General features: G+C 61.5%; 15 protein-coding genes. 7 read left to right on the top strand and 8 right to left on the bottom strand.

The annotated features are described in order from the left end of the window. The first annotated feature begins 142 nt into the window (after nt 1–142). Together pth and ychF are read left to right on the top strand one after the other, a co-directional pair. Nucleotides 143–754 carry an aminoacyl-tRNA hydrolase gene (gene pth / locus AC1Q6J_RS22910; RefSeq protein WP_492281445.1) on the top strand — a complete coding sequence of 204 codons (612 nt, stop codon included), beginning with the start codon at nt 143–145 and terminating at the stop codon, nt 752–754. Nucleotides 755–877: 123 nt separating this feature from the next. Then, nucleotides 878–1,975 (top strand): redox-regulated ATPase YchF, encoded by a 1,098-nt coding sequence (ychF, locus tag AC1Q6J_RS22905; protein WP_492281444.1) that lies wholly within the window; start codon nt 878–880, stop codon nt 1,973–1,975. A gap of 140 nt (nt 1,976–2,115) precedes the next feature. Here the strand turns inward: ychF and AC1Q6J_RS22900 are convergent, their stop codons facing one another. Continuing rightward, a complete protein-coding gene (locus AC1Q6J_RS22900; protein WP_492281443.1) occupies nt 2,116–2,415 on the bottom strand; it encodes a DUF4282 domain-containing protein in 300 nt (99 codons plus the stop codon). Between the two features lie 186 nt (nt 2,416–2,601). On the opposite strand from AC1Q6J_RS22900, the gene AC1Q6J_RS22895 reads away from it, so the two are divergent. Then, entirely contained in the window at nt 2,602–3,060 is a 459-nt protein-coding gene (locus tag AC1Q6J_RS22895) for a MaoC family dehydratase (RefSeq protein ID WP_492281442.1), read from the top strand. A 9-nt stretch (nt 3,061–3,069) separates the two neighbouring features. After that, nucleotides 3,070–3,549 (top strand): MaoC family dehydratase, encoded by a 480-nt coding sequence (locus AC1Q6J_RS22890; protein WP_492281441.1) that lies wholly within the window; start codon nt 3,070–3,072, stop codon nt 3,547–3,549. A gap of 90 nt (nt 3,550–3,639) precedes the next feature. Here AC1Q6J_RS22890 and AC1Q6J_RS22885 read toward each other — a convergent pair whose 3' ends face one another. The 4 genes from AC1Q6J_RS22885 to AC1Q6J_RS22870 all read right to left on the bottom strand — a co-directional run bounded on the left by AC1Q6J_RS22885 (nt 3,640) and on the right by AC1Q6J_RS22870 (nt 6,252). Next, a complete protein-coding gene (locus AC1Q6J_RS22885) occupies nt 3,640–4,053 on the bottom strand; it encodes a hypothetical protein (RefSeq protein WP_492281440.1) in 414 nt (137 codons plus the stop codon). Nucleotides 4,054–4,226: 173 nt separating this feature from the next. Then, complete coding sequence (locus AC1Q6J_RS22880) at nt 4,227–5,072, bottom strand: hypothetical protein (RefSeq protein ID WP_492281439.1); 846 nt, start codon at nt 5,070–5,072, stop codon at nt 4,227–4,229. Between the two features lie 259 nt (nt 5,073–5,331). Continuing rightward, the gene (locus AC1Q6J_RS22875) at nt 5,332–5,763 is read right to left on the bottom strand and encodes a nuclear transport factor 2 family protein (RefSeq protein ID WP_492281438.1); all 432 of its coding nucleotides are present in this window, start codon (nt 5,761–5,763) and stop codon (nt 5,332–5,334) included. A 243-nt stretch (nt 5,764–6,006) separates the two neighbouring features. Next, on the bottom strand, nt 6,007–6,252 hold the full coding sequence (locus AC1Q6J_RS22870) for a hypothetical protein (protein ID WP_492281437.1): 246 nt from the start codon (nt 6,250–6,252) through the stop codon (nt 6,007–6,009). A 210-nt stretch (nt 6,253–6,462) separates the two neighbouring features. On the opposite strand from AC1Q6J_RS22870, the gene AC1Q6J_RS22865 reads away from it, so the two are divergent. Then, entirely contained in the window at nt 6,463–7,737 is a 1,275-nt protein-coding gene (locus tag AC1Q6J_RS22865; protein WP_492281436.1) for a serine hydrolase domain-containing protein, read from the top strand. 9 nt (nt 7,738–7,746) lie between these two features. Here AC1Q6J_RS22865 and AC1Q6J_RS22860 read toward each other — a convergent pair whose 3' ends face one another. Both AC1Q6J_RS22860 and AC1Q6J_RS22855 read right to left on the bottom strand, forming a co-directional pair. Continuing rightward, on the bottom strand, nt 7,747–8,202 hold the full coding sequence (locus tag AC1Q6J_RS22860; protein WP_492281435.1) for a nuclear transport factor 2 family protein: 456 nt from the start codon (nt 8,200–8,202) through the stop codon (nt 7,747–7,749). Nucleotides 8,203–8,352: 150 nt separating this feature from the next. Next, a complete protein-coding gene (locus AC1Q6J_RS22855) occupies nt 8,353–9,033 on the bottom strand; it encodes a hypothetical protein (protein WP_492281434.1) in 681 nt (226 codons plus the stop codon). 230 nt (nt 9,034–9,263) lie between these two features. Between AC1Q6J_RS22855 and AC1Q6J_RS22850 the strand changes: the two genes are divergently transcribed. Continuing rightward, complete coding sequence (locus AC1Q6J_RS22850; protein ID WP_492281433.1) at nt 9,264–10,235, top strand: ATP-dependent 6-phosphofructokinase; 972 nt, start codon at nt 9,264–9,266, stop codon at nt 10,233–10,235. Between the two features lie 464 nt (nt 10,236–10,699). On the opposite strand, the gene AC1Q6J_RS22845 is transcribed toward AC1Q6J_RS22850, so the two are convergent. Then, entirely contained in the window at nt 10,700–11,053 is a 354-nt protein-coding gene (locus AC1Q6J_RS22845; protein WP_492281432.1) for a hypothetical protein, read from the bottom strand. Between the two features lie 188 nt (nt 11,054–11,241). Here AC1Q6J_RS22845 and AC1Q6J_RS22840 point away from each other — a divergent pair, with 188 nt between their 5' ends. Continuing rightward, the gene (locus AC1Q6J_RS22840; protein WP_492281431.1) at nt 11,242–11,613 is read left to right on the top strand and encodes an MT-A70 family methyltransferase; all 372 of its coding nucleotides are present in this window, start codon (nt 11,242–11,244) and stop codon (nt 11,611–11,613) included. The last annotated feature ends 2 nt before the right edge of the window (nt 11,614–11,615 follow it).

Below are 11,615 nucleotides of genomic sequence, written 5' to 3'. Positions count from 1 at the left end.
GGCCGGTGCTGCTCCCGCGGCTGGTGCCGCCGCTCCCGCGGCCGGTGCTGCTGCGGCCGGTGCGAAGGCACCTGCGGCTGCCGCTGCCAAGGCGCCTGCCGGCGGCGACAAGAAGAAGTAAGCAGCCGGGAGAACCCGTGCCATGCGCCTGTTCGTCGGACTGGGAAATCCCGGCGCGAAGTATCAGGGCAACCGGCACAATATCGGGTTCATGGCTGTCGACGAAATCGCACGGCGTCACGGATTTGGTCCGTGGCGCCGTCGCTTTCAGGGCGAGACCTCCGAAGGCCATCTCGGCTCCGGGCGCGTCATTCTGCTGAAGCCCGCGACTTACATGAACGAGTCGGGCAACGCTGTCGGCGAAGCAACGAAGTTCTTCAAGATGGGCGTCGGCGACATCACGGTGTTTCACGACGAGATCGAGCTGCCGCCCGCGAAACTGCGCGTCAAGATCGGCGGCGGTATCGCGGGGCATAACGGGTTGCGCTCGATCTCCGCGCATGTCGGCAACGATTATCGCCGGATACGGCTCGGCGTCGGGCATCCCGGCATCAAGGATCTGGTGCATCAGCACGTTTTGTCCGATTTCGCCAAAAGCGAAATGCCCTGGGTAACCGCGCTGTGCGAGGCGGTTGCCGACAACGCGGCATTTATCGTCACCGGGCAGGACGCGTCGTTTGCAAACAAGGTGCATCTGGCGATGGATGCGAAGGGATTTGGCGGCAAGGAAGAGAACGGCAACGCCAAGCCGTAGTTAAAGTTCAGCGTCATGCCCGGCCTTGTGCCGGGCATCCACGTCTTTCTTTTCAAGAAGGAAACAAGACGTGGATGGCCGGGACAAGCCCGGCCATGACGGAATTCAGGTTTTGAGGATCACATGGGTTTCAAATGCGGCATCGTCGGACTGCCCAATGTCGGCAAGTCCACACTGTTCAACGCGCTGACGGAAACAGCGGCGGCGCAGGCGGCGAACTATCCGTTCTGCACCATCGAGCCGAATGTCGGCGCGGTGGCGGTGCCTGATCCGCGTCTCGACAAGCTGTCGGCGATCTCGAAGTCGCAGCAGATCATTCCGACGCAACTGACGTTCGTGGACATCGCGGGTCTGGTGCGCGGCGCTTCCAAGGGGGAAGGCCTCGGTAACCAGTTTCTCGCCACCATCCGCGAGGTCGACGCGGTGGCGCATGTGGTGCGCTGCTTCGAGGATTCCGACATCACTCATGTCGAAGGCAAGATCGCGCCGCTGGCCGATATCGAAACCATCGAGACCGAATTGATGCTGGCCGATCTCGACAGCCTCGAGAAGCGCGTCGACAACCTGTCCAAGAAAGCCAAGGGCAACGACAAGGACGCCAAGGAGCAGCTCGAACTGGTCGAGCGCGCGCTGAAGCTGTTGCGCGACGGCAAGCCGGCGCGTTTCCTGGAGCGTAAGCCGGAGGAAGAGCGCGCATTCCGCATGCTCGGCCTGCTGACGTCGAAGCCTGTTCTCTATGTCTGCAACGTCGAGGAAGGCGCTGCCGCCACCGGCAATGCATTTTCGAAGGCCGTGTTCGAACACGCCAGGAAGGAAGGCGCGGTCGCGGTGGCGATTTCCGCCAAGATCGAATCCGAGATCGCGACGCTGTCACGCGAGGAGCGTGTGGACTTCCTCGACACGCTGGGGCTGGAGGAGGCGGGTCTCGACCGCCTGATCCGAGCGGGTTACGAACTGCTGCATCTCATCACCTATTTCACGGTCGGCCCGAAGGAAGCCCGCGCCTGGACCATCACCAAGGGCACCAAGGCGCCCGCGGCGGCCGGCGTGATCCACACGGATTTCGAGAAGGGCTTCATCCGCGCCGAGACCATCGCCTATGATGATTACATCGCGAATGGCGGTGAAGCCGGCGCGCGCGATGCCGGCAAGCTGAGGCTGGAAGGCAAGGAATACGTTGTCGCTGACGGCGACGTGATGCACTTCCGGTTCAACAACTGATCTCTCTGCTCCCTCGCCCCGCTCTTGCGGGGAGAGGGTTGGGGTGAGGGGGCCACCAACGGAATGGGCGGCTTGCCCCTCATCCGGCGCGATGCGCCGACCTCTCCCCGTAAGAACGGGGAGAGGTGAAATCATTTCACTTACATCTGCCGGTCGCGGCCCTGGTCGCGGATCGCGCCGAGATGCTCGTTGATCCGGAACACGATCAGGATCAGTTCGGCGCTGATGCGCGAGAAAATAATCCCGACCACGATGCCCGCCAGTGCCGACAGCAACTGGATGAACCCGCCGAACGGGCTGACCGCCATCAGGGTCAGCGCCGAGAATATGCCCGCGATGCCGAACAGGATGATCAGTGCGATCACCAGCCAGTAAAAGGCCTTGATGATGGTGGGCGTAATGAACCTGTCCCACTGGAAGAGATCCTGGAAATGAAACATGGGCTTTCTCCAGATGAGCCGCAAAAGATGGAGGGCGGTGGGCGAATCAGCGACGGGCTGAAACGCTCCGGATGGTGAGGGTTGTCGCATATCGCCCAAAAGGACGGAAGACGGCGGCGAAACGCACGGCTTGAGGTGGCTGCAAATAACGGCCAAACTGCGCCTATCCACAACGCGATTGAGACGATGAAACTCACCTTCGAAGACTTCAAGCTTGGACATTTCGGCTCGTTCGGCCCGCACCACGTTTCCCGCGACGACATCATTGCCTTCGCCTCCGAGTTCGATCCGCAGCCGATGCATCTGGACGAGGATGCCGCCAGCCGGACGATCCTGAAAGGTCTGTCGGGCTCGGGCTGGCACATGTGCTCGCTGCTGATGCGGATCTGCTGGGACGGCTTCATTCACAACATTGCATCGGCAGGCTCGCCGGGTGTGGATGAAGTGCGGTGGGTTTCGCCGCTGCGTCCCGGCGACGATCTCACGGTGTCGGTCGATGTGGTCTCGACGCGTGAATCGAAGAGCCGCGCCGACGTCGGCTTCGTTTATATCAAGAACGACATGCGCAATGCATCGGGGCAGACGCTGATGCTGGCGACGCTTCCGCTGATGGTGATGCGGCGTGCCGTGGCCGATGTGAAGTAGGGACGAGCCATGCCATATTTCGAAGACATCAAGATCGGTGATCGCCGCGAACTCGGATCGTTCACGTTCACGCCGGACGGAATCAAGGCGTTCGCCGCCAAGTTCGATCCGCAGCCGTTTCATCTCGACGAGGAGGTCGGACGCAAATCCGTATTCGGCGGCCTTGCTGCATCCGGCTGGCATGTGGCGGCGACGTACATGCGGCTCACGGTGGCGAGCTTCCAGCGCGAAGCCGCTGAACGGGCGGCGCGGGGCGAGAAGCCGATCGTGTCCGGCCCGTCGCCCGGATTTCGCGAATTGAAATGGATCAGACCTGTACTTGCCGGCGATACATTGACGTATGTGTCGGAAGTCACATCGATGCGGCCACTTGAGTCGCGTCCGCAATTCGGCTTCGTCGGTTTCTACAACACCGGCGTCAATCAGCGCGGCGAACTGGCATTTTCATTCATGGGTTCGGTGTTCGCGCCGCGGCGCCCCGCCTCCTGACAGAAAAATGCCGCCCGCTCTTTGTCAGAGGGGCGGCAAGTCTCAGGGAGGTTACCAGGGCACGGTCCAGTGCCACGGTCAGAATATCGTTCAGTCCTGGCGGGGCTCGGGAGCCGAGCGTTTCCACTGCGCCAGATTGTCGGCGATCATGCGCGTCGATTTCATCGCGGTCTGTCCGAGCTGGGCATAACCGGCCAGTTCGCGCTGGATGCGCTGACCTTCGTTATGCATCAGCGTGCGCAGGCCTTCGAGCTCCGCGATCAATGTTTCGATTTCGCTGAGCGAAGCTCCGGCGACGCGATGGATCAGTGTGTTGACGCTTGAGACTGCGGCGTCGGCGGATGCATCCGCGGATGTTTCCGTGCCCGAAGCGGCCGGCGTGCGCCGAAGATAGGCGACGTCCTTGCGGACGAAATCGCGAATGCCGGCTTCGACGTCGGTGACGGCGGCGAGGTTCTTGTCTTCATCGGTCATTTCGGATTTTTCTGCTGGCAAAGCGTTCATCGGCTGTTCCTTGTTTCGCAGGTTGAGCGAGCGCGGAGTCCCCCGCACGACGAGTACGGGTACATGAGTTCAGCCGATCGTGACCGAAACGCGGCAAGGATGCGGCGAAGGCCGATTCATACAGTGGACAAAACGGGAAAGCCCGGGATGGTAGCCATCCGGTTAAGTGGAACCTACCAGCGTGTCTTGAAGCCGGCGGTCAGGCTGCTGTTGGCGACACCACTGGGGGTCTCGCTGACCGATCCGGTGACGGTGACGCCGCCGAACAGTTTCTGTTCCGCGCCGATCCGGCGCAGCCATTTGTCGTCGGCGCTCGAATGCGTCTGGCCCGCGATGAAACTGGTGCCGGTTTCCATGACGCCGAGCCTGGCCGATTGATCGATTTCATAAATACGCGATGACGCGCCGAGGCCGAATACCGGCACCAGCGTTTGCTGTGTGACGTTGTATCCGTGCTGCAGGGTGAGCGCGTATTGATCGCCGCCGAACGGCAGCGACTTGCTCAGCGACGTTCCGAACTTGCTTTGCTCCTGCGCCGGATCGGTACGCGCTTCGATCGCGGTCTTGTCCCAGATCGAGCCGAGGCCCGGTGCGGTCATCGCGGCCCACGCGCTGCCGGACGATTGCGAGATTTGATTGTTGTGAGCGATTTTTTCCGCGAGGACTTCCGACGAGGTCATCGGCGTCTGCGTCGTGACGTTGAGGTCGGCGCCGACGCGGGTGTCCCAGAAGGGCGTGATCGGCTGCTTGATCGCGACGGCGGAGGACCCGTCCGGCTTGTCAGAGCGGGTCCACGACCACGGGTCTCCGACCGGTTTCGCAGCGGGCTTGTGTCCGATCGCCGAAGGCGCTTCGTAAAACGATCTCGGATCGCTGTTGAGCACGCTCCAGTCGATATTCGCCGGTTCGATAAATTCCGGTGCGGCGGTCTCGGTGGTTTCCGCAGGCGTGGCGTCTTCAGCCCGTGCATAACCGGCCGCGGCGGCCCACAGGCCGCATGCAACCGCCAGTGTGGTCACGATCCGATTTCGGGATTTCGCAGGCGGTATTTTCGGCGTCATTGCATCGCGTCCGGCATTCGCAAATCGATCACGGCTGATCAGGCGCTATGCAGGTTAATATCGTCTTTCGACGCAGCAGTCGCGGCTTCCGGCGATCGTCTTTCAACTGTGTTTGTCGCAATTGTGTTGCGCCGGTTCAAGCCGCCGTGATCGTCGCGAGTTGCCCAATAAAAAACCCCGCGCGAGCGGGGCTTGTCATCAGGCGGTTATGCCCCGGTCACGCGATCTTCGGCAGATGAATCTGGCGGCCAAGAGTCTGTTCGACAAGGTCGAAGGTATCGATGACGGCGCGCAGGCTGCTCAGACGCCCCGCCTTGAACTGGACGAAGAGAGCGACGCGGATGCTGATCGGATTGCCGGAGGCTTCCGGCATCAGCGAATACCGCATCAGCGACGCAGCCGAGTCCTCGCCGAGCATGATGGATTCACGATCGGTGCGGTGGAGGGTGACGATGCTGGAAATCTCGCGGACGACGTCGATCACGGCCCGCTTGCCGCGCCGGGGGCCGAAAAAGGCAAACATGTCGATCGGGCCGTAAATTGCCCAATCGACGTTGTCGTCGAGGGCGGATTCAAGCTGATCGGTCTGACGCTCGCTCAGCGCGCGGTGAAATGCGCGCGATACACGCCAGAGACTGTGCTCTGTCATTTTGACGTCCTGAAATGTCACTTAGCCAAACAGCAAACGGCCCAGTGGGCGTCATCGATAACGCCGTGCCTGAATGCTGGAATTCCAATCTGATAGTCAGGGAAATAGTGCATTCCCGCCGTTTGACAACTCGCGATATTGCAATGCACAAATGCCAAAAACGCGGGTTCAGCTTAAATTTCAATCAGCGCGTGTACGCAGCACAAAGCGGCATCAGGGCTCCCAAAGCCGGAAACCTGGGTCTTAGGAATCGCTTTCCATGCGAAGGCGAGCGCGTGACGCGGCATAGGCGGCCCATATCGCGCCGGTCAGTCCGCCGAGCAGGGCGCCGGCCGGGGCAAAGGTAAAAAACACCAGCATCGCGCTGTAACCTTCGAAATCGCTGGTCTGGAAGATGCTGACCCAGGCGATTCCAGCCAGGATCCCGGCCGCCGCGCCGAGAACGAGACCGACGACGGTCCCCAAAGCGGCGAGAATAACTGTTTTCATCATATCCCCCGTGGTCCGGAGGCTGTGTCTCCGGACACTGGTTCGTCGGGCGGAGAGGCTGGCAGGTTCATCGGCGGCGCCAGTGTCCCGTTTCCGGCGTTCGCTTCCCTCCGCGTCGCCTCCGGCTATGAGCTTGAACGCTGAACCGTCCCGCGCCATCCTCGCCGCACAGGATCACCAGGGATTTTTCAGCAAACTGCCGGAAGACCGATGACATTTTCATCCGCCCTGTATCCGCTGCGTGCGGCGGCGTGTGTCTGCGCGTTGCTGGTGGCCGGTGGAGCGGCGGGGTCCGCGAAGGCGGCCTGCGAGCCGTCGTTCTCCCGTTCCGGGCCGGATGCCGAGGCTTACGGCGCCGCCGAGAACTATCCGCTCGGCACCGTCGCTGACCGGAGGCGTCAGGATCGCATGGTCGCGACGTTCAGCAATTTCGACAAACTGCTCCCGGCCCACGCGGTCTTTCCGCCCGCCGCTCCGTCGCCGCTGGAGCGCAACTGCGGCGGCGCATCCTGGCACTATGACTTCGACGGCGAGCGCCGCACCATCGACCAGTACCTTGCGCGGCATCCCGCGACAGGACTGCTGATCGCCAGGGATTCGACGATCCTGTTCGAGCGCTATCAGTATGGACGCCGCGACACCGACCGGCTGCTGTCCAACTCGATGGTGAAGACGATGGTCGCGATGCTGGTGGGGATCGCGATCAAGGAGGGCAAGATCCGCTCCATCGAGGATTTCGCGCAGGACTATGTGCCGGAAATGAAAGGCAGCGCCTACGGCCAGACATCGTTGCGTGCGCTCCTGACCATGAGTTCGGGCGTCGAATTTTCCGAACGATACGACGGTACCGACGATGCCTTCGCCTTCGGCCGCGACCTGCGCCGCTCCGACCTGCCGAACGCCGCCAATCTGCTCCGCCGCTACAACACCCGCGCCGCGCCGCCGGAAACGAAATTCGCCTATGCCGGATCGCAGACCGAAACCCTCGGCCTTGTGCTGATGGCGGCAACCGGCAAGCGGCTGTCGGATTATCTGTCCGAGAAAATCTGGAAACCGATGGGCGCGGAAGACGAAGCAAGCTGGACGGTCGACGGCCATAATCAGGAGCAGGCCTATTGCTGTCTCGCCGCGCGGCTGCGCGACTATGCGCGCTTCGGCCTGCTGCTCGCCAGGGACGGCGGCGGCATCATTCCCGAAGCATGGGTGATCGAGGCGACCACCGCGCCCGAGGGGTCATTCCGTGCGCCGCGCGTGGCGACGCCGTTCTACGGCTATGGTTACCAGACCTGGATCATGCCGGCGAAACGCCGCATGTTCGCGATGCTCGGGACCAACGGCCAGGCCATCTTCGTCGATCCGGCCTCGAAGCTCGTGCTGGTGCATACCGCCGTCCGGCTGAAGCCGAACAAGGACCCCGCCGCGCGCGAACTGACTGCGTTGTGGTTCGGCCTGGTGCGGGAGCTTGGCGTGGCGGCGGCGCGGTGATCGCCGCCGCTACTGCCGCATCGCATTTCTGACCCGGACGGCGAACTCACCGGTCAGATCTTCGCCGATTAATTGCTGCACCAGATCGAAGGAATCGAACAGCGAGCGATGTTCGAGAATGCGGCCGTCGCGGAGCGTAAAGAATTCGCCGATGTTGAGCCGGACGATGCGCTGGTCGCTGCGCTTGGTCAGGGTCGTCTGCACGAATGCCGCACCATGCGTTTCATTCGCGACGACAAAATCGATGATGTGGCGCCTGCTGGAATAGCGCTCGTGCTGGATCTGGATAGCCTTCGCGATCCACGCCTTGCTTTGCTTGAGGCCGAGATGCGGAAAAATCTCAACGGGCGCGTAGGTGAGGGAGGTGTATGCATTGTCGCAGCATTGCTCCGCACGAGCGGCATCGCCAGCGTAGAAAGCGTCGAGATAAGTCCGCACACATTGTTCGGACTGATGATTGTTCATTGCATTGTCTCCCCAGGCTGGCGGTTCCGTAAGTGGGAACCGCGTGAGGATCAAGCCGCATGCAATGCGAGGTTTAACGGAGTCTCTCCAAGGTGCCGACGATTTTCGCGGCGGCATCCGCACTGCACTAACGGCTGCGGCATTGAAAATTTACCGATAGTTGACACTCCATTGCAAAACCTGTGGGCGCACCCGGCGCAGGACAAGATTTTTCGAGACAATGAGCTGATCGCCCGTCACTGACGCGAAGCGTGGCGGTAGCGGGCTGGCAATGCCTGGCTCGAAACGGATCTTGAGTGCGCAGTCGCCGGGCAGATTGACGAACGGGCCGCTGAGTTTTGATACTTCGCCGCCGCCGATGCCGCCAAACCCGGTCACGCTGAAGGTCTCGCCGTTAAGCTTCTCCAGTTCTTTCAGCGACAGGCCATTGCGCACGCCGCCCGGGCCGGTCCATGTCGAGGGCGCTTCAATCGAGATGGACGCGGGCCTGGAGCGGGTCTTGTCGTCCTTCCAGTAGACCACCACGCGCCGGGTCGGATCATCGTCGAAAATGACAGTCGCCTTGGTCAGGACGCCACGCGTGACCTCGACATCCTTGAACGCGACGTGTTTCGTGCCGAATTCGGTGACCAGCTTCGCATGCGTGGTATCCTTCGCGAACGATCCTTCGCAGGCCAGCGACGGGACCTTCGGTGCATCTTTCACATTGTTGAGAGAGGTATCCTGCGCCATCGGCTCCGCCGGTTTGGCGGGCTTGTCGGCCTTCTTCGCGGCGTCAGCGCCTGTAACTGCAAGAGCGCAGATCAGCAGGGCGCCAGACAGGGATTTCATATGTGTCATTACACTTCGGCCTGCGATGTGTCCGCCTGAGCAAGACGTTACTACGGAACGGGAGAATCAGGAACGGTTGTCCGCAAAGCGCATTGTCCTCTCTCAGGAGGACCGCATGACCAGAACCGTCCCGCCAGGCCGTGCATGGCCGCGCATCCATGGCCCCATGGATGGACGTCCCGCCGATGGCATCATAAAGTTCGAATGATCCGGTTCGCGGGGCACATTTCATGAAGGCAATTGCGATTTTGACCAGCGGCGGCGACGCCCCCGGCATGAATGCGGCGATCCGCGCGGTCACACGCAGCGCGCTCAATCGGGATATTGCGGTGTACGGCGTGCGCGAAGGCTGGCAGGGCCTGATCGACGATCGCATGACGCGGCTCAGCGCGCGGGATGTCGGCGGCATCATTCAGATCGGCGGGACGTTTCTCGGCAGTGCGCGCTCGAAGGAATTCCGCGAGGAAGGCGGCCGGTCGAAAGCACTGCGCAATCTGGCGACGCGCGGCATCGATGCCCTTGTGGTGATCGGCGGCAACGGCTCCCAGACCGGCTCCGCCGCGCTGCATGGCCTCGGCTTTCCCGTCGTCGGCGTCGCCTCGACCATCGACAACGATCTTTATGGCACCGATGTCACCATCGGCTGCGATACCGCGATCAATGTGACGGTCGGAGCCATCGACAACCTGCGCACCACGGGCTCGTCGCACACCCGCGCGTTTCTGGTCGAAACCATGGGACGCAACTGCGGCTATCTTGCCATGATGGCGGGCCTCGCCGGAGGCGCGGAGGTGATCTCGACACCTGAATTCGAAGTGTCGTCGTTCGAGATCGCCGAGCGGCTGCGCGCGGCTTATGAACGCGGCAAGACCCATGCGATCGTGGTGATCGCCGAGGGCGTCAAGGAGAATGCCGCGCATATCCTGGCGTATTTCGAGAGCAACCGGGGCATGGCCGGATTCGAACTGCGCGCCACCGTGCTTGGTCATGTCGTGCGCGGCGCGCCGCCGACGGCCTTCGACCGGCTGCTGGCGACGCGGCTTGGCGTCGCGGCGCTGACGTCGCTGGCGGAAGGCGTGTCGGGCGTGCTGATCGGCGAGCAGCGCGGGGAGATCACGCGCACGCCGCTGGCCGAGATCGCCGGACGCACCAAGCCGATCTCCACCAATCTGATCGAACTCGCGCGCGTACTCGCGAAGTAGATTCTGCGGGTAATGCGTCAGTAAACCCGGTGCCCGGCGCGACGATGCCGTGGCCGGAGTCATCCTTGCGCGGCGACAGCAGGATGATCTTCCCGCCGGTGTAAGCGGAACACCTGGGTTCCCGATAGACAGGAAGATGTTCAGTGCTAGTATGCTTTAGCTCCCGACGGGACGAAGGACTGCTGTCCTTACGCAGCGACAGCATGATCACTTCAACGACGTCCAGTCCGGCGCACCCGAGGTTTCTCGGAGAGCCCGCGATGACGCGGTGCGAGTTGAAGACGTAACAAAAAACGTGGCGACGAAACGTCGGCGGCGTAAATTGTGATGTCTGCCGCGCCTTCGACGAAGGCTCGCCATTTCAAGGCACAGCTCAATCTCTATCACGCACTCGCTGCGCGGGCCGGCCTGACGAAGCCATGATCGCTGATGGGGAGAACGTGTTCTGTTGCAGGCGGGGCGTATCAGCTGTTGGCCTTTTTAACCGCCTTTTTGGAAGACTTTTTTGGCTTGCCTGCCTTCGCTTCCTTTGCCGCCTTCGCGGCAACGGCCTTGGCGACCTCGGCGGCCTGCCGCATCGACCGTGCGTGGCTGTAGGCGGCGTTGTCCGCCGACATCTGCAACCGCTTCACCGTCGCCGTGCCGATCTCCAGCGTGTCCTTCGCAAGCTGCCTGAATTGCTGCTTCGCCGCCCCATCCTTCGCCTTGGCGGCGAGCGTGGTGTAGCGGTCCCGCTGCTTCTTGACGGCGGCGGTGAGCGTCTTGTGCTGCTGTTTCGCAAGCTGCCGGATGAGCGCATCCAGATCGGCGTCGGCCATTTATTCAGTCCCCTGGTGATGTGCGGAAAATCTGGATGATGACCTAGCAGGTGCTGAGGGAGAGTGACAATTGGCCCGCTCGCTTTTTGTAACGACTGTTAAGCCAATGAAATAACTTATGTTTTATGGTTAACTATTTCTGAATCTTTTTGGAGTCGAATGCATCATCTCTTCGATTGAGCATTCGCATGTCTGAGGCTGCCAAAGATCTACAACACGCGCTTGGCAAGAGGCGTTTCCGAACGATTCTTGCTGACCCACCATGGCAGTTTGCCAATAGGACTGGAAAAATTGCTCCCGAGCATCGTCGGCTTTCGCGCTATGGAACGATGACGCTGGGCGAGATCAAAGAACTTCCTGTCGATGACTTTGCGGAGGACACTGCGCATCTCTATCTCTGGTGTCCGAACGCTCTTTTGCCAGAAGGGTTAGCAGTGATGGAAGCTTGGGGCTTTCACTACAAGTCGAATGACCTGCTCCCCGAGTTGCCCTCGTTTATAAGGAGAGTCTGTTCTGGTTCTGCCCCCTGTCGGGGCGGGTTGCAAACTCGGTTGGTGTGAGC

Source organism: Afipia sp. MLSD5-FHT05B12 (assembly GCF_058793355.1).
Note: the sequence above shows the minus strand (reverse complement) of the source record. Positions and strands in the feature narration are given on the sequence as shown.

What these genes read in the sequence shown, in the direction of transcription:
- ychF (WP_492281444.1), top strand. Translation starts at nt 878, where the DNA reads ATGGGTTTCAAATGCGGCATCGTCGGACTGCCCAATGTCGGCAAGTCC.
- pth (WP_492281445.1), top strand. Translation starts at nt 143, where the DNA reads ATGCGCCTGTTCGTCGGACTGGGAAATCCCGGCGCGAAGTATCAGGGC.
- AC1Q6J_RS22850 (WP_492281433.1), top strand. Translation starts at nt 9,264, where the DNA reads ATGAAGGCAATTGCGATTTTGACCAGCGGCGGCGACGCCCCCGGCATG.
- AC1Q6J_RS22900 (WP_492281443.1), bottom strand. Translation starts at nt 2,415, where the DNA reads ATGTTTCATTTCCAGGATCTCTTCCAGTGGGACAGGTTCATTACGCCC.
- AC1Q6J_RS22840 (WP_492281431.1), top strand. Translation starts at nt 11,242, where the DNA reads ATGTCTGAGGCTGCCAAAGATCTACAACACGCGCTTGGCAAGAGGCGT.
- AC1Q6J_RS22895 (WP_492281442.1), top strand. Translation starts at nt 2,602, where the DNA reads ATGAAACTCACCTTCGAAGACTTCAAGCTTGGACATTTCGGCTCGTTC.
- AC1Q6J_RS22860 (WP_492281435.1), bottom strand. Translation starts at nt 8,202, where the DNA reads ATGAACAATCATCAGTCCGAACAATGTGTGCGGACTTATCTCGACGCT.
- AC1Q6J_RS22845 (WP_492281432.1), bottom strand. Translation starts at nt 11,053, where the DNA reads ATGGCCGACGCCGATCTGGATGCGCTCATCCGGCAGCTTGCGAAACAG.
- AC1Q6J_RS22855 (WP_492281434.1), bottom strand. Translation starts at nt 9,033, where the DNA reads ATGAAATCCCTGTCTGGCGCCCTGCTGATCTGCGCTCTTGCAGTTACA.
- AC1Q6J_RS22865 (WP_492281436.1), top strand. Translation starts at nt 6,463, where the DNA reads ATGACATTTTCATCCGCCCTGTATCCGCTGCGTGCGGCGGCGTGTGTC.
- AC1Q6J_RS22870 (WP_492281437.1), bottom strand. Translation starts at nt 6,252, where the DNA reads ATGAAAACAGTTATTCTCGCCGCTTTGGGGACCGTCGTCGGTCTCGTT.
- AC1Q6J_RS22890 (WP_492281441.1), top strand. Translation starts at nt 3,070, where the DNA reads ATGCCATATTTCGAAGACATCAAGATCGGTGATCGCCGCGAACTCGGA.
- AC1Q6J_RS22875 (WP_492281438.1), bottom strand. Translation starts at nt 5,763, where the DNA reads ATGACAGAGCACAGTCTCTGGCGTGTATCGCGCGCATTTCACCGCGCG.
- AC1Q6J_RS22885 (WP_492281440.1), bottom strand. Translation starts at nt 4,053, where the DNA reads ATGAACGCTTTGCCAGCAGAAAAATCCGAAATGACCGATGAAGACAAG.